General features: G+C 71.3%; 12 protein-coding genes and 1 riboswitch. Of the genes, 10 read left to right on the top strand and 2 right to left on the bottom strand.

Annotated elements, in window-relative coordinates; translation table 11 throughout:
• Positions 1–25 precede the first annotated feature (25 nt).
• Positions 26–3,931: a DUF748 domain-containing protein gene (locus tag ACTJKJ_RS07720; RefSeq protein ID WP_440820054.1), complete on the bottom strand. Its 3,906-nt coding sequence runs from the start codon at positions 3,929–3,931 to the stop codon at positions 26–28.
• An 88-nt stretch (positions 3,932–4,019) separates the two neighbouring features.
• On the opposite strand from ACTJKJ_RS07720, the gene ACTJKJ_RS07715 reads away from it, so the two are divergent.
• Positions 4,020–4,787: a YdcF family protein gene (locus ACTJKJ_RS07715; protein WP_440820053.1), complete on the top strand. Its 768-nt coding sequence runs from the start codon at positions 4,020–4,022 to the stop codon at positions 4,785–4,787.
• A gap of 242 nt (positions 4,788–5,029) precedes the next feature.
• Here the strand turns inward: ACTJKJ_RS07715 and ACTJKJ_RS07710 are convergent, their stop codons facing one another.
• Positions 5,030–6,583, bottom strand: a complete 1,554-nt coding sequence (locus tag ACTJKJ_RS07710; protein ID WP_440820052.1) for a UbiD family decarboxylase domain-containing protein — start codon at positions 6,581–6,583, stop codon at positions 5,030–5,032.
• A gap of 308 nt (positions 6,584–6,891) precedes the next feature.
• Here ACTJKJ_RS07710 and ACTJKJ_RS07705 point away from each other — a divergent pair, with 308 nt between their 5' ends.
• The 9 genes from ACTJKJ_RS07705 to ribBA all read left to right on the top strand — a co-directional run bounded on the left by ACTJKJ_RS07705 (position 6,892) and on the right by ribBA (position 15,723).
• Entirely contained in the window at positions 6,892–7,743 is an 852-nt protein-coding gene (locus ACTJKJ_RS07705) for a lytic transglycosylase domain-containing protein (RefSeq protein WP_091724385.1), read from the top strand.
• 126 nt (positions 7,744–7,869) lie between these two features.
• A riboswitch (ZMP/ZTP riboswitch) is annotated at positions 7,870–8,016 on the top strand.
• A gap of 88 nt (positions 8,017–8,104) precedes the next feature.
• Positions 8,105–9,355: a serine hydroxymethyltransferase gene (gene glyA / locus ACTJKJ_RS07700; protein ID WP_183479218.1), complete on the top strand. Its 1,251-nt coding sequence runs from the start codon at positions 8,105–8,107 to the stop codon at positions 9,353–9,355.
• Between the two features lie 16 nt (positions 9,356–9,371).
• Positions 9,372–9,815: a transcriptional regulator NrdR gene (gene nrdR, locus ACTJKJ_RS07695; protein ID WP_091724383.1), complete on the top strand. Its 444-nt coding sequence runs from the start codon at positions 9,372–9,374 to the stop codon at positions 9,813–9,815.
• Positions 9,816–9,993: 178 nt separating this feature from the next.
• On the top strand, positions 9,994–10,545 hold the full coding sequence (locus ACTJKJ_RS07690) for a GspH/FimT family pseudopilin (protein WP_440820051.1): 552 nt from the start codon (positions 9,994–9,996) through the stop codon (positions 10,543–10,545).
• Positions 10,542–10,961 (top strand): type IV pilin protein, encoded by a 420-nt coding sequence (locus tag ACTJKJ_RS07685; RefSeq protein ID WP_297382740.1) that lies wholly within the window; start codon positions 10,542–10,544, stop codon positions 10,959–10,961. The genes ACTJKJ_RS07690 and ACTJKJ_RS07685 overlap by 4 nt, the downstream gene beginning before the upstream one ends.
• A gap of 13 nt (positions 10,962–10,974) precedes the next feature.
• Positions 10,975–11,766 (top strand): PilW family protein, encoded by a 792-nt coding sequence (locus ACTJKJ_RS07680; RefSeq protein WP_440820050.1) that lies wholly within the window; start codon positions 10,975–10,977, stop codon positions 11,764–11,766.
• Entirely contained in the window at positions 11,763–12,893 is a 1,131-nt protein-coding gene (locus ACTJKJ_RS07675) for a PilX N-terminal domain-containing pilus assembly protein (protein WP_147242755.1), read from the top strand. The genes ACTJKJ_RS07680 and ACTJKJ_RS07675 overlap by 4 nt, the downstream gene beginning before the upstream one ends.
• Positions 12,890–14,566: a bifunctional diaminohydroxyphosphoribosylaminopyrimidine deaminase/5-amino-6-(5-phosphoribosylamino)uracil reductase RibD gene (gene ribD, locus ACTJKJ_RS07670; protein ID WP_440820049.1), complete on the top strand. Its 1,677-nt coding sequence runs from the start codon at positions 12,890–12,892 to the stop codon at positions 14,564–14,566. Before ACTJKJ_RS07675 ends, ribD begins: the two co-directional genes overlap by 4 nt.
• Positions 14,567–14,616: 50 nt before the next feature.
• On the top strand, positions 14,617–15,723 hold the full coding sequence (gene ribBA / locus ACTJKJ_RS07665; protein ID WP_440820048.1) for a bifunctional 3,4-dihydroxy-2-butanone-4-phosphate synthase/GTP cyclohydrolase II: 1,107 nt from the start codon (positions 14,617–14,619) through the stop codon (positions 15,721–15,723).
• The last annotated feature ends 6 nt before the right edge of the window (positions 15,724–15,729 follow it).

Here is a 15,729-nt window from a genome sequence, read left to right as displayed (position 1 = left end):
GCCAGCATAGGCGAGCGACGCCCGCTCACTGTGCGCTGAGCGCCAGATCCACGCGCGGCTGCCAGGGCTTGTCCTTGTCGGCGCCGCGCTCGTCGTCCTTCGCGTGCAGCTTCGGCGAGGCCAGGAACATGCGCGCGTTCGGCACGCCGCGCTCGATCAGCGCATCCCGCACCGCGACCGCCCGCTGCAGCGCCAGCTCCCGCAGCTGCTCGTCGGTAACGGTGTAGCTGTCCATCAGCAGCTCGCGCATCTGCTCGGCCGGGATGTCCTTGGTCAGGCCGACGAAGTTCCGCGGCTTGTTGGGCAGCTTGGCGTTGTCGTAGACGACCTTGAGCAGGCGCGCGCGCTGGGTTTCGTCCAGCGTCACCGGCGCGTCGGTCGCGGCGGAAGCCGCCGGCGCCGGGCCCGCTGCCTGTGTCACCGCCGCCCGCCGCAATTCGCGACGCCGCTCCGCGAGCAGCGCGTCCTCGAGCCGCGCCGCCTGGGCCGCGCGGCGCTCGCCGGCCGGATCCACCCAGCCGGTGATGCTCAGCTGCAGCGCCGGGCGGTCCGCCAGCACCCGGGTCAGAGGCTCGAGCTTCTTCGCCGCGTCCGGCTGCAGCGCGGCCGTGCCGGGCTGGAATTCGAGCTGGCTCATCTCCGCCCCACCGCCGCCGGACAGCAGCGAGAACGGCGACATCAGCGCCTTGGTCAGCAGGTTGACGATGAGCTTGACGACCAGCCCGCCGACGCTGAACTCCGGATCGTTGAGCGAGCCGCTGACCGGCAGGTTGACGTCGATCACGCCGTCCCGGTCCTTGAGCAGCGCCACCGCCAGCTTGACCGGCAGCTTGGTCGCGGTCGGGCTGTCGATGCGGTCGCCGAAGGTCAGCTGGTTGAGCACGATCTTGTTGTCGGCCTGCAGCCGGCCGCCCGGCTCGATCTCGTAATGCACGCGCGTCGAGAGCTTGCCGCGCTCGATCGCATAACCGGCGTACTTGCCGGCATAGGGCGACAGCGGCGCGAGCTCGATGTCGGTGGCGCTGGCGGTGATGTCCAGCGCCAGCGGCGCCCCGCTCGGGTTCAGGCGGCCGCTGATGTCCAGCAGCCCGGTGCCCTCGACCTTGCCCTTGAGCTGCAGCGGCGCCATCTCCGCCGAGCCCGCCGAGAACGCGCCCAGCGTGCCGGTCAGTTCGCTGAGGTTGGCGCTGTAGTTGGGCTTGATGAACCGGTCGTTGAAATCGACCTTGCCGCCGTTGAGCCGGGTCTCGGCGATGCTGAGCCGCAGCGGCGGCTGCCCGGCGGCGGACGAGGCGCCGGTCGCCGGCGCGGGCGCCGAGGTGGCCTGCGCCACGGTCGCCGCCACCGGGGCCGAGGCCGCCGCCGTGCCGGCCACGGCGGCCACCGCCTGCCCCTGCTCGGTCTGGTTCAGGTCGCGCAGGTTGAGGCGCCCCTGCTCGTTGACGATCAGCCGGGCGTAGAACTCGTCGAGCACCGCCTGCTGGATCTTCAGGTCCGGCGTGCCGCCCGCCGCGAGCGCCAGGCGCAAACCACCCAGCTTCAGCCCCTGCCAGCTCAGCAGTTCCTCGGCCGAGCGCCGCCGGCCGTCCTGCAGCCGGGCCTGGCGCAGACGCAGGTCGGCGATCAGCAGGTCGCCGCCAGCCGTGACCGACGGCCCCTTGGGCGTCTCGGCCAGTTCGAAGCTGCCGCGCATCGAGCCCTCGGCCCGCTGCAGGTGGATGCCGATCGACGGATCGAGGTAGGGATCGGCCCAGTGCAGCGGCAGGTGCTCGGCGCTGAGCTTGCCGGACAGCTTCAGCGGCGCCAACGCCAGTTGGCCGTCCCAGCGGAACTTCGGGACCTCGCGCTGGTTGCGCCGCGTGGCGTCGGGCCGGCGCAGGGTGGCGCTCAGCTGGACCGGCATGGGCTTGCGCAACTGCCGCCCGTCCCACTCGAGGCCGGAGAGCTTCAGCGCCAGCTCCTGCAGGCCGATCGGCCGGGCCGGTTCGTCGTCGAGCACGTGCGTGGCCAGGTCCAGCAGCGTCGCGCTGCCGCCCTCGACGGTGACCTCGGCGACCTGCGCCGTCCACGGCGCGGGGACCGACGCGGCTGCCACCTCGCGGTGCTCGGGCGCATCCAGCGTCAGGCGGTCGCCCCGCGTTTCTGGCACGCGCTGGCGCGAGGCCGTCGCGGCACCCGCGCCCTGGGACGGCGCCGACGGGCCCATCCAGGCCTCCCAACTCCATCGGCCCGCCTTGTCGCGCCCCAGATGCGCCTGCGGCGCCACCAGCGCCAGCTTGCCGGCGCTGAGCCGGCGGCTGTCCAGGGCCAGCTCCGCCTGGTCCAGGCTCAGTTGCTTGAGCGCCAGCACCGGCTGCTTGCCGTCAGCGATCTCCACGCCGTCCAGGCTCAACCCCTTCAGCGACAGCTTGACGTCCTCGCCCCCGGGACCGGCGCGCACGGTGCCCTGCGTCGCGAATCGGCCGCGCACGGCCAGCGGCGTCGCCGCCTTCAGGTAAGGGGCGAGCCCGTCCAGCGCCAGTTCCTTCACGGCCCAGTCCAGCGCGATGCCGGCCGCGCCGACCTGGCCCTTGCCGGCGACCGTCGCGGGCGACGCCGCGCCGTCGGCGCCCAGGGTGGCAGAGATCTCGACCGGCGCCGCCTTCGCCGCCAGCGGCCAGTTCAGCCCGCTGCCGGTCACGCTCAGGGCGTCCACCCGCCAGCGGGCGGCCGGACGCAGCGTCTCATCGGTCCAGCCGACACGGCCGCCCTCCAGCGCCAGGCGCTGGACGCCGACGCGCCACGGCACCGCGGCGGTTCTCGAGGCACCGGCCGCCGAGGCCGACGCTGCGGTCGCCAACGGCTTCGGCGCGGGCGCCGGAGGTTTCGGCTCCGGGGCCGCCGGCATGTCCGGCAGCCACAGCCGGCCTTGCGCGTCCCGCCCCATCAGCAGCTCGGGCTGTTTCAAGGTGACCGCGCCCAGCATCACCTGCCGCTTCAGCGGCTGGACGTCGGCCAGGTCGACGGTCAGCGCCTGCCAGCGCAGCCAGTCCGCCCAGGCGCCGTCGCCGGCGCCACGCTGCAGCGACAGGTCGCGCAGCGCGGTGCGGCCGCTGATCTTGACTTCGGGCGCCTGCCCGGGCGGCTGCTTGAAGTCGAGCGTCAGCTGCGTGTCGAGCCGCCCCTGCGCCAGGCGCATCGGCAGCGACTTGGGCCAGTAGGCGCGATAGGCCGACAGGTCCAGCGCATCGAGCTTGACGGTCATGCTCGCGCTGCGGGTGTCCGCGAACGGCTGCGCCTGGCCTTCGCTCTGGAATCCCACGCCGTTCAACTGCCCGGACAGGCGCGGTTGCACATGCACCTCGACATCCGCGTCGAGCGTCGACAGGAAGGGGATGCCCAGGTGCAGCGCCTTGAGCTCATGGACCATGCCGGCGGTCCGGTCGTCCAGGCGGAATTCGCCGTCGGTCAGTTCGATGTTGTAGAGCGCCGCCTCGGCCGGGCCGTCGTCCGGCGACGGCGGCGTCTTCGGCGCCCCGGCCAGCCGGGCGAGGATGTCGTCCAGGTCGGTCTTGCCGTCCGGCAGCAGCGCGACGCGTCCGCGCGGCGCCTCCACCGTCAGCGAAGACAGCACCGGCGCCAGGTGCCAGAGCGAGCGCGGCGACAGGGCCGCCCGGACACGACGAACCTCCAGCAGCGGCGGCGCCTGCGCCGCGGGGCCGGCGATCTTCAGGTCCTCCAGCGTCAGCGCCAGCCGCCACGGCGTGAAGCTCGCGCGGCCGAGCGTCACCGTCCGGCCGAGTTGCTCCGTCGCGATCCGCACGCCCGCCCGTTCGATCCACATCGGCAATGCCACCCACGCGACCAGCAGCAGGGCCACGAGGAACAGCACCAGGCCCACGAGCGCGCGCAGGACGCGCCGGGGCCAGACGGGAAGAGCGGAGAAGAACACGGGCGCAGCCGGCAGGGACCGGTCGAATCGTCAAGGAAGCTGATTATGCTGGCGGGCCTCAACACCTGACACCCATCCCCGGCTCCCGATGAACGACCTGATACACGCGGTCGCTGCCTTCCTCCTGCCACCCACCGGCGCCTTTCCGCTGCTGCTGCTCGCCTGGTGGCTGCGGCATCGCCGGCGGTGGTTGTCGGGCGCGCTCTTCGCGGCCGGGCTGGTCGCGGTCTGGGTCGGCAGCACCGAACTGGGCGCACTGTGGCTGCAGCAGCGCCTGCTCGGCCCGCAGCAGGCGGTGCAGATCCAGCGGCTCCAGGACATCCCGCCGCGGGAAAGCGTCATCGTCGTGCTCGGCGGCGGCGCCCGCCGGCTGATGCCGGAGTACGGCAGCGCGCAGCTCAAGCCGGCGTCGATCGAACGGCTGCGCTACGGCATCTGGCTCTCGCGCCGCACCGGCATCCCGCTGATCTTCACCGGCGGCACGCCGCGCGACGAGCCCGGGGACCGCATGACCGAGGCCGCGCTGGCCGAGCGCACCGCGGCGCAGGAGTTCGGTTTCAAGCTCGCCGCGAAGGAGGATCGCGCCACCGACACCCGCGAGAACGCGCGCTACACCGCCGAGCTGCTCCGCGGCCAGCCCGTGCGCCGCGTCGTGCTGGTCACGCACGACGTCCACATGCGCCGGGCGCTGCGTGCCTTCCGGGAGGAACTGCCGCCCGGGGTCGAACTGGTGCCAGCGCCCATGGGCCTGGCGCTGTCCGGGTTCGAATGGCGCGACCTGCTGCCGTCGCAGGACGGCACCGCCCGCGCGCGCTACCTGGGCTACGAATGGCTGGGCTACCTGGCCGGCCATTGACTTGGCCATCCACCGAGCCAGGGCCGGGATCCCGCAGCCACCCCAAATAGAAACCCCCTCCGCGCCGGGCATCCCGGACGGGAGGGGGTGGGCGGACCAGCCGCCTTTGGGGCTCCGCGGCGATCTGCCGCAGGGCTCCTGGCGCGCAGAGACTGCGCCAGAGGAAGTGCCGGAAAGGCTTGACAACCTTAGGTGGGCCATCCGGCCTATTCAAGCCGCGCCCCCTAGGAATCAGGACATTCCTAGCCCCCGAACAAACGCTGATAGAGATCCGCCGCGCGGGCCTTGTGCTCGGCCGGCATCTCGATGACGCGCCCCCACTCGCGACTGGTTTCGCCCGGCCATTTGTTGGTCGCGTCCAGGCCCATCTTCCCGCCCAGTCCGCTGACCGGCGAGGCGAAGTCCAGGTAATCGATCGGCGTGCCCTCGACCAGCGTCGTGTCCCGCACCGGATCCATGCGGGTCGTGATCGCCCAGATCACGTCCTGCCAGCTGCGGATGTCCACGTCCTCGTCCACGATCACGATGAACTTGGTGTACATGAACTGGCGCAGGTAGCTCCACAGGCCGAACATCAAGCGCTTCGCATGGCCCGGGTACGCCTTCTTGATCGAGATCACCGCCATCCGGTAGCTGCAGCCCTCCGGCGGCAGGTAGAAGTCGACGATCTCCGGGAACTGCTTCTGCAGGATCGGAACGAACACCTCGTTCAGCGCCACGCCCAGCACCGCAGGCTCGTCGGGCGGCTTGCCGGTGTAGGTCGAGTGGTAGATCGCGCCGTCGCGCTGGGTGATGCGGTTCACCTCGAACACGGGGAACCAGTCCTGCTCGTTGTAATAGCCGGTGTGGTCGCCGTAGGGCCCCTCCAGCGCGTGCAGGTAGCCGCCCTTCTCCTTGAGCGGGATGCCGTCCTCGCTGTGGCCGGTGAAGCCGGGCGCCGCCGGCGGGATGTGCCCCTCCAGCACGATCTCCGACGTCGCGGGCACCTGCAGCATCCGGCCGGCCTCGCCGACCTGCGTGTCGGCGACCTCCGTCCGCGAGCCGCGCAGCAGCCCGGCGAACTGGTATTCGGACAGGGTGTCCGGCACCGGCGTCACCGCCCCGAGCGTCGTCGCCGGGTCCGCGCCCAGCGCCACCGCGATCGGGAAAGGCTGTCCCGGATTCGCGATCGCGAAGTCGCGGAAATCAAGGGCGCCGCCGCGATGCGCCAGCCAGCGCATGATCAGCTGCCGCCGGCCGATCAACTGCTGTCTATAGATACCCAGGTTCTGGCGCAGCCGGGGGTTGGCGATCCGCTGCGGTCCGCGCGTCACCACCAGCCCCCAGGTCAGCAGTGGGCCGACGTCGCCTGGCCAGCAGGTCTGGATGGGCAGCTGCTTGAGGTCGACGTCCGCGCCCTCGACCACCTGTTCCTGGCAGACCGGCCGCTTGACCAGCGCCGGCTTCATGTCCCACAGCGCCTTGCCCATCTGCGCCAGCTTGCCCAGGTCGCGCATGCCGCGCGGCGGTTCCGGCTCCTTGAGCGTCGCCAGCAACTGGCCGACCTCCCTCAATTGGGTGGTCGACTCCGCGCCCATGCCCAGCGCCACCCGGCGCGGCGTGCCGAACAGGTTGGCCAGCACCGGCGTGCGATGGCCGGTGGGCCGCTCGAACAACAAGGCCGGCCCTTCCGCCCTCAGCACCAGGTCGCTGAGGGCCGTCATCTCCAGCACCGGCGACACCGGATCGGTCACCCGACGCAGTTCCCCCATGCCTTCCAAAGCGCCCACAAAATCACGCAGATCTCGGTACTTCATAACCAAAAGTTTTGATGAACAAGGCCCATACTATTGACGGGTTATTGTTGATCCATAGAATCGCGCCCTGCCCTGGCCCCCAGGGTTATCCCGGTCTTCGCCTTGGGACGGCGAAACCGGTCCGCTGCCAATGGACGCTGGATCGCCCGTCTGTCGCGCCAAGCGCCCGGAGCCCTCTGAGAGCCCTCCGAGCCGCCGACAACGCCCGAACCGGCCCATTATCGCCACCCCCAAGGGTGCGTCGGACGAGTGAACGCGATCTGCGACTCGTCCCGCACACACCGGGCGTGGTCGGAGAAAGGAGTCGCATGACAGCGCGTTCGGACCTGCTATCCCTCCCCCGCCAGGCGCGTGCCGCCCTGGTGCTGTTCATCAAGGACATCGGCCAGGGTTTGCTGGTCGTCAGCCACAACACGCTCGCACTGGTGGGCTTCGCCGTCGTCGCCGTCGGGCTGGTCTTCGCCAGCCAGGCCGACCTGCGCCAGCAACTGGAAGGCCAGGTGCTGGGCTGGCTCAACGCCCGCCACGAGGCGCGCGTCGAGGCTTCCGGCGACGTGCTCGCGCTGATGGCCGAGCCCGAGGCGATCACCCGCGCCACCGCGGTCGACCCCAAGGAGCTGACCCGCCAGCAGGCGCTGGTCGCCAACTACCTGGCGCGCCGCTACCGCGTCGCGCCCGAGCCGGTCAGCCGCCTGGTCAAGGAAGCCTGGGACGTGGGCCAGCGCGCGCGCGTCGATCCCACGCTGATCCTGTCGATCATGGCGATCGAATCGGGCTTCAACCCCTTCGCCCAGAGCGCCGTCGGCGCGCAGGGCCTGATGCAGGTGATGACGCGCGTCCACGACGACAAGTACGAGGCCTTCGGCGGCAACCTGGCCGCGTTCGACCCGATCACCAACCTGCGCGTCGGCGTGCAGGTGCTCAAGGAATGCATCCAGCGCGCCGGCAGCCTTGAGGAAGGCCTGCGTCGTTACGTCGGCGCCACCAACCTGCCCGACGACACCGGCTACGCCGCCCGCGTGCTGGCCGAGCAGGACCTGCTCAAGGCGGTGGTCCAGGGCCGCAACGTCAGCCCGTCCGCCCCGCGTCCGATCCGCGAGCCGGCCTCGGCGCCGGCCACCGGCGGCGAGCAGGTCGCGATGACCGCCGTGATGCGCTGACCCAGCCACCGCGCCTCGAACGAACGGGTTCCTCGGAACCCGTTTTTTCATTGGCGCGTCGGCGTGCCTCCAGCCAGGAACAATGTCACGACCCGCGCCGTGCCCCGCTCCGGTGCGGCTACACTGCACGCTTCGCGCAACTGGCGATCAGGGCGCCCTGACCGGTGATGATTCCTTCACCGCGCAGGCGTCGCCCGAGGTGGGTCACCACCGGGAAGCGCGAACGGCCGGGGCCTCCTCCGGCTGTCCGTGCCGTTCGCCTGGGCCGCCGTCGTTCCGGCATCCGTCGCCGCATCGCGTCCCGCGATCGCGCCGATGCGCCGCCGGGCGGGCGGCGCCAACCCTTGAGCCGACATCAATCATGTTTGACCGCACCCAACAGACCCTCGCCAACGTCGACGCCGAAGTCTTCGCCGCCATCCAGCAGGAGAACCAGCGGCAGGAAGAACACATCGAGCTGATCGCCTCGGAGAACTACACCTCGCCGGCGGTCATGGCCGCGCAGGGCAGCCAGCTGACCAACAAGTACGCCGAGGGCTATCCCGGCAAGCGCTACTACGGCGGCTGCGAATACGTCGACGTCGTCGAGCAGCTGGCGATCGACCGCCTCAAGCAGCTCTACGGTGCCGAGTTCGCCAACGTGCAGCCCAACAGCGGCTCGCAGGCCAACCAGGGCGTGTTCTTCGCGCTGCTGCAGCCCGGCGACACCATCATGGGCATGAGCCTGGCCGAAGGCGGCCACCTGACCCACGGCATGGCGCTGAACATGAGCGGCAAGTGGTTCAACGTCATCTCCTACGGCCTGGACGCCAAGGAGGAGATCGACTACGACGCGATGGAAGCGCTGGCGCGCGAGAAGAAGCCCAAGCTGATCATCGCGGGCGCCTCGGCCTACTCGCTGCGCATCGACTTCGAGCGCTTCGGCCGGATCGCCAAGGAGATCGGCGCCTACTTCATGGTCGACATGGCGCACTACGCCGGCCTGATCGCCGCGGGCGTCTACCCGAACCCGCTGCCGCATGCGGACGTGGTGACCTCGACGACGCACAAGAGCCTGCGCGGCCCGCGCGGCGGCATCATCCTGACCAACGACGAAGCGATCGCCAAGAAGATCAACTCGGCGATCTTCCCCGGCATCCAGGGCGGTCCGCTGATGCACGTCATCGCCGGCAAGGCGGTGGCCTTCAAGGAAGCGCTGTCGCCGGAATTCAAGGCCTACCAGCAGCAGGTCGTCGCCAACGCCAAGGTGCTGGCGCAGACGCTGATCGAGCGCGGCCTGCGCATCGTCTCCGGCGGCACCGAGAGCCACGTGATGCTGGTGGACCTGCGTCCGAAGAACCTGACCGGCAAGGAAGCCGAGGCCATCCTGGGCGCCGCCCACATGACCTGCAACAAGAACGGCATCCCCAACGACCCGCAGAAGCCGATGGTCACCAGCGGCATCCGCCTGGGCACGCCGGCGATGACCACCCGCGGCTTCAAGGAGGAGCAGGTCCGCGCGACCGCCCACCTGATCGCCGACGTGCTGGACAACCCGCATGACGAGGCCAACCTGGCCCGCGTGCGCGACAAGGTGGCCGAACTGACCCGTCAGTTCCCGGTCTACCGCTGAGCGGAGCCTGCGGCGCATGCGTTGCCCCTTCTGCGGTCACGGCGACACGCAAGTCTCGGAGACCCGTGAATCGGATGAAGGCGACGTGGTGCGTCGCCGCCGGCGCTGCCAGTCCTGCGACAAGCGCTTCACGACCTACGAGCGCGCGGAGATCGCGCTGCCCATGGTCGTGAAGAAGGACGGCACGCGCGCCGACTTCGACATGGGCAAGCTGCGCGCGTCGATGACGCTGGCGCTGCGCAAGCGTCCCGTCAGCATCGAGCAGATCGACGCCGCGCTGGAACGCATCCAGGAGAAGCTGCTGAGCAGCGGCGCCCGCGAGATCCCGTCGACCAAGCTCGGCGAGCATGTGATGCGCGAGCTCAAGCGCATCGACAAGGTCGCCTACGTGCGCTTCGCATCGGTGTACCGCTCGTTCGAGGACGTCGACGAGTTCCGGCAGCTGATCCGGGACATCTAAGCCCCCCCCAAAAGCCGGCCCCCTTCAGCGGGCCGGCTTTTCCCCCCTGAAGGCGAAGCGCCGCGACGCGCGTCTCCCTAGAGTTCCTGCAACTCTTCCGGAGACCGACGTGCCCACTGCCCTTCCCCTCCCTCTTCCCGTCCCCGCCCTTCCCGTGCCCGCATTCCGCGATGGCCCTGTGCCACCGGGCGACGGTCGCGGCTTCAGCCTGATCGAGTTGCTCGTGTCGATCGCGATCGTCGCGCTCGCGGCGATGCTCGCCGGCCCCGACCTGCGCGACTGGCTCTGGCGCCAGCGGCTCGTCAACAGCGCGCAGGCCGTCCTCGGCGACCTTCAGCTGGCACGCAGCGAGGCCATCCAGGGCGCGCGCAACGTGATCCTGCGCTTTGGCGGCGACGAGTCCCCGGTGACCGGCAGCGGACGCTGCTACGTGCTGCACACCGGTCCCCTCGGCGGCTGTGGCTGCCGGATGGACACCCCGCCGGTCTGCGATGCTGGCGCCCAGGCCATCAAGCAGATGCGCTGGACACGAGGCCGCGGCCAGCCGGAGGTGGTGTCCAACGTGCCGTCGATGCTCTTCAGCGGCCGCCAGGGCACCGTGTCGGTGAGCGGCACGGTCGAGGTCCGCATGGAAGGCATCGGCGCGATCCGCCACATCGTCAGCCTGACCGGTCGCGTGCGCAGTTGCGCGGCCGACGGCACCGCGAGCCGCCTGCCGAGGTGCGCATGAGGACGCGGGGCTTTTCGTTGATCGAGATCGTGATCGTGCTGGCGATCCTGGCCGTCCTCGCCGTGCTGACGCTGCCGAGTTTCCGCGAGCACGTCCTGAAGGGACGGCGCGCCGAGGCGCGGGAGGCCTTGCTGGCGCTCCAGCTGGCGCAGGAGCGCTTCAGGTCCGGCCACCCTCGTTATGCCGACCGGCTGGAGGACCTGGCGCAGTCGCCGTTGACGCGCAGCAGCCTCTACCGGCTGCGCATCGCGCAGGCGGACGCGACGCGCTACACGCTCGAGGCCATCGCGCAGGGCAGCCAGACCGGGGACCGCCGGTGCCAGGTATTGACACTCCGGCTGGAGGCCGGCGCCATCCACACCTCGGGCCTGGACGCCGGGGGCGCCGAACAGGCCGACGCCTGCTGGCCGCGCTGAAGGGGGCAAACGCATGTCCGCTCATCGTCACCCTCCGCTGCAGCCCCTTGCGTCGCGAAATGCGCGGGGCATCGCGCGCGGCTTCACGCTCGTCGAACTGCTGGTCGGATTGGCCATCAGCCTGATGCTGATGGCGGGCGCCTTCACCATGGCCGGCCTTCAAGTCGGCGCCCATCACCGGTTGCTGCTGGAGCTGCAGGTCCAGCAGGAGCTGCGCGCCACCGCGGAGCTGATCCTGCGCGACCTGCGCCGTGCCGCCTTCTGGGACCGCCCGCAGGAGGCGCTGTGGCAGGCCGATGCCCCCGCGCCGGTCCGCAACCCCTACGCCGACCTCGACGTGGGAGAAGCCGGCACGCGCGTGACCTACAGCTTCTCCCGGGACGGCAGTTCGGCCGGCGGGACCGGCGTCCGGGAGGTCGCCGGGTTCCGCTGGAGCGAGGGCCGCATCGACCAGTTGGTCGCGGGCCGCTACCAGCCGCTGACCGATCCGGCGCTGCTGCGCGTGCGCGCCTTCGACCTGCGGGTCGACTCGCAGGCGAAGTCGCTGGGGGACGCCTGCGCACGCGCCTGCTCGCCGGGATCGCCGCCGGCCGGGCCACCTCCAACCGACCGTGGCAGCGATGGGGGTGGCAGCGGTGCGAGTGGCGGTGTCGGCAGCGACGCGCCCGCTTGTGGCCCCGCGATCCTGACCCGCCTCGTCGAACTCGTGCTCGACGCCGAGGCCGTTCACGATCACCGGGTCCGTCAACAGCTGACGGTGCGTGGCCTCGTGCGCAACGACGCGCTCGCGGGAGACTGCCCATGACCCGGCGCCTGCAACGCGGACTCGGCACGCTGGCGATGTGCGTCGTGCTGCTTGGCGTACTGGCGCTGGGTGCCGCCTGGGCCACGCGCCAGTTGACGACGGCCGAGCGCGTGGCCGCCAATGACCACCGCGCCGCCACCGCCTTCGAGGCGGCCGAGGCCGGCATGGCCTGGGCGATCGCGATGCTCAACGGCGGCCATGTGGACGACAGCTGCCGGCCGGCATCGCATCCAGCCGGCCCGAGCGCCGACATTGCCGCCACCGGCGACTCCAGTGCCTCCGCGACCGACTTCCGCAGCCGCTTCCTGCAGCTCGGCGCGGACGGGCATTACCGCGCGAAGCCCATCGCCCCAGCCACCGGGGGCGCGATGTCCCCGGCCTGCACGAACACCGGGCCGCTCCGCTGGACCTGCCAGTGCGCGACCCAGGGCGATCCATCCAGCGCATCGCCCACCGCGGACTCACGGCCCGCGGATCCGCAACCACGCTTCACCGTTCGTTTCACCGACGCGGGCCCGGCAGGCCAACTGAAGCTGATCGTGCGCGGATGCAGCGACCGCCGGGCCGACTGCGACGACCTGTCCGAAGGCCCCTCCGGCCTTGCCGAGGCCGCCCGGCATCTGGCCCTGCTCAGCGCCCTGCGGCTGCCGCCGCCGCAGGCGGCGACCGAAGGGCCGGGCAGCTTCCTGCGCGTTTTCGGTTATCCGGCGATGCGATATCGCAGTCAGCCCGCCATCGCGCGCATGCGCTGCGACGCCGACTGCGGCGCGCCGCTCGCCCAGGCCCTGGCGCGGGGCCGTCGCCTGATCTGGATCGACGGCGACGCGCGCCTGAGCGAGTGGCCGCCGGCCGCGCTGGACGGCACGCCCCTGGTGCTGGTCGTCGACGGCCGCCTCGACCTCTCCGCGCCGGGCAGCGCGCAAGGCGTGATCTATGCGCGGGAGGGCATCGGCTGGCACCCGCCCGTCGGCCAGGCCGCCTCCTGGCGCGGCGCGATCGTGACCGACGGCGTCTTCGACCCGGAAAAGACCGTCACCCTGACCCACGATGCCGCGGTGCTCTATCGCGTGCATCGCCAGATGGGCAGCTTTCTACCCGTCCCTGGTGGCTGGAGCCCCACGCGATGACCGACGCCCGCGCCCCTTTCCCGCATGACGGCCGGCGTCGTCGCCGCGGCTTCACCCTGGTGGAAGCCTTGATCGCGCTGGCCTTGCTCGCGATCGGCACGGCAGCGCTCATGGCGCTCCAGGTCCGTCTGCGACTCGTTGTCGACGACATCCGGCACCAGGAGCAGGCGCTGCGCCTGGCGCGCAACGAACTCGAGCGCTGGCGATGGCGGCCCAACGGCCCGGCCCCCTCGCTGACCTGGGAGGGCCCGGCCACCGAGTTCAGGCTCGACGCGCAGTCCGCGCCTTGGCACGAACCGACGCCGCCCGGCGGCGTTCCAGCGGACGGTCTGGCGGACGCGCTCATGGCCGACGTCTCGCCGCCGCGCGCGGTCCACCTGCGGGTCCACTGGACCGATCGCGCCGGCAGGCCGCGGTCCCTCACGCTGGACAGCCTGCTGCCGGCGGAGGATCCCGCCCTCTCGGGCCTGCTGCTGCTGCCGCCCAAGGTCGCCGCTAGACTGCGCGCCATGCAAGCGCCCTGCCCCGCCTCATCCCCGCCCCCTTTCCATGCCGACACCCGGGACAGCCGCTGGATGACCGAGGCGGTGCGCCTGGCGCAGGGCGCCGTCGGCCTCAGCGATCCCAATCCCCGCGTGGGCTGCGTCCTCGTGGACGCGCAGGATCGTGTGCTCGGACAAGGACACACGCAGGCGGCAGGTGAGGCCCATGCCGAGGTCATGGCGCTGCGAGACGCGCAGGCCCGTGGTCACGATCCGCGCGGCGCGACCGCGTATGTGACGCTCGAGCCTTGCGCCCACCACGGTCGCACCCCGCCCTGCTGCGACGCGCTGATCGCAGCCGGCGTGGCCCGGGTGGTCGTCGCGCTGGGCGATCCCAATCCGCTGGTCGCCGGCCAGGGCCTGGCGCGGATGCGCGTCGGCGGCATCGTCACGGACGTGCTCGCGACGGACCATCCGGCCGCGGTCGAGGCGCACGAGCTCAACATCGGTTTCCTGACCCGCATGCGCCACGGCCGCCCGTTCGTGCGAATGAAGATCGCCGCCTCGCTGGACGGCCGCACGGCGCTGTCCAATGGCGTCAGCCAATGGATCACCGGCCCCGAGGCCCGCAAGGACGGCCATGCCTGGCGCCGCCGCGCCGGGGCGGTGCTGACCGGCATCGGCACCGCCCGCGAGGATGATCCGCGCCTGGACGTCCGCGACGTGGAGACCGCCCGGCAGCCGCAGCGGGTGCTGATCGACTCGCGGCTGGAGCTCTCGCCGTCCGCCCGCCTCCTGGCGCCGCCTGGCGGGCTGCTCGTTTATCACGCGCTGGCGCAGGCTGGCGAACGGGGCGCGGTACTCGCCGGCCTGGGCGCGGAACTCGTCGGCCTGGCCGATCCGGCGCGGGGCAAGGTGGACCTGGCCGCGGCAATCCACGACCTGGGCCGCCGGCAGGTCAACGAGCTTCACATCGAGGCCGGCTACAAGCTCAACGGCTCGCTGCTGCGCACCGGGCTGGTCGACGAACTGCTGGTGTACCTGGCACCGACGCTGCTCGGCGAGGGCCGGGGCATGGTCGACCTGGGCGGACTGACGGCACTCGCCCAGGCCCCCCGCTTCCGCCTGGTCGAGAGCCTGGCGGTCGGCGGCGACCTGCGCCTGCGCCTGAGACCGGCCACGAGCGCCTAGACCCAGCCCTCCTCCGGCCCGCCAGGCCCGCCCCGCCTACAATCGCGCCCATGCCTATTTCACCGATTCCCGAGCTGGTCGCCGAACTGGCGGCCGGCCGCATGGTCATCCTTGTCGACGAGGAAGACCGTGAGAACGAGGGGGACCTCGTCCTCGCCGCCGACCACGTCACGCCGGAAGCGATCAACTTCATGGCCAAGCACGGCCGCGGGCTGATCTGCCTGACGCTGACCCGCGAGCGCTGCGAGCAGTTGCAGCTCCCGCCGATGGCCACCCGCAACGGCACCAAGCACGGCACCGCCTTCACCGTGTCGATCGAGGCCGCCACCGGCGTCACGACCGGCATCTCCGCCGCGGACCGGGCGCGGACCGTGCAGGCCGCGGTCGCCAAGGGCGCCGTGGCGTCCGATCTGGTGCAGCCGGGCCACATCTTCCCGCTGCAGGCCCAGGACGGCGGCGTGCTGATGCGCGCCGGCCATACCGAGGCGGGCTGCGACCTGTCGCGCATGGCCGGCCTGACGCCCGCCGGCGTCATCTGCGAGATCATGAACGACGACGGCACCATGGCCCGTCTGCCGGATCTGGAGGTCTTCGCCCAGGAGCACGGCCTGAAGATCGGCACCATCGCCGACCTGATCGAATACCGCAGCCGCAACGAATCGATCGTGCAGCGCATCGCGCAGCGTCCCCTGGAGACGCGCGAGGGCCGGTTCGAATGCCACGTCTTCCGCGATCGCTCCAACAACGTCCACATGGCGCTGGCGCTGGGTCAATGGCAGAAGGACGACGAAGTCCTGGTGCGGGTGCACGAGCCCTTCTCCGCGATGGACCTGCTGGACGCCGGCCGCTGCGGCCACAGCTGGCCGCTGCCGCAGGCGCTGGCGGCCATCCAGCGCGAAGGCTCGGGCGTGGCGGTGCTGCTGAACTGCGGCGAGGACGCCGACGCGCTGCTCGCACGGCTGCAGCCGGTGACCGGCGAGGAACCGCGCCAGACCATGGACTTGCGCACCTACGGCGTCGGCGCGCAGATCCTGCGCGAGCTCGGCGTGCATCGGATGAAGCTGCTCGGCAGCCCGCGCCGCATGCCCAGCATGACCGGCTACGGGCTGGAAGTGACCGGTTTCCAGGCCGCCCAGGCCACCCCCAACGACTGCTGAATCCGA

This window comes from Roseateles sp. 22389, from assembly GCF_052044995.1.
In the GTDB taxonomy this organism is placed as follows: Bacteria; Pseudomonadota; Gammaproteobacteria; order Burkholderiales; family Burkholderiaceae_C; genus Roseateles.
Note: the sequence above shows the minus strand (reverse complement) of the source record. Positions and strands in the feature narration are given on the sequence as shown.

Coding starts and splice junctions, on each gene's coding strand:
- ACTJKJ_RS07715 (WP_440820053.1), top strand. CDS start 4,020: ATGAACGACCTGATACACGCGGTCGCTGCCTTCCTCCTGCCACCCACC.
- ACTJKJ_RS07710 (WP_440820052.1), bottom strand. CDS start 6,583: ATGAAGTACCGAGATCTGCGTGATTTTGTGGGCGCTTTGGAAGGCATG.
- ACTJKJ_RS07705 (WP_091724385.1), top strand. CDS start 6,892: ATGACAGCGCGTTCGGACCTGCTATCCCTCCCCCGCCAGGCGCGTGCC.
- glyA (WP_183479218.1), top strand. CDS start 8,105: ATGTTTGACCGCACCCAACAGACCCTCGCCAACGTCGACGCCGAAGTC.
- nrdR (WP_091724383.1), top strand. CDS start 9,372: ATGCGTTGCCCCTTCTGCGGTCACGGCGACACGCAAGTCTCGGAGACC.
- ACTJKJ_RS07685 (WP_297382740.1), top strand. CDS start 10,542: ATGAGGACGCGGGGCTTTTCGTTGATCGAGATCGTGATCGTGCTGGCG.
- ACTJKJ_RS07680 (WP_440820050.1), top strand. CDS start 10,975: ATGTCCGCTCATCGTCACCCTCCGCTGCAGCCCCTTGCGTCGCGAAAT.
- ACTJKJ_RS07675 (WP_147242755.1), top strand. CDS start 11,763: ATGACCCGGCGCCTGCAACGCGGACTCGGCACGCTGGCGATGTGCGTC.
- ribD (WP_440820049.1), top strand. CDS start 12,890: ATGACCGACGCCCGCGCCCCTTTCCCGCATGACGGCCGGCGTCGTCGC.
- ribBA (WP_440820048.1), top strand. CDS start 14,617: ATGCCTATTTCACCGATTCCCGAGCTGGTCGCCGAACTGGCGGCCGGC.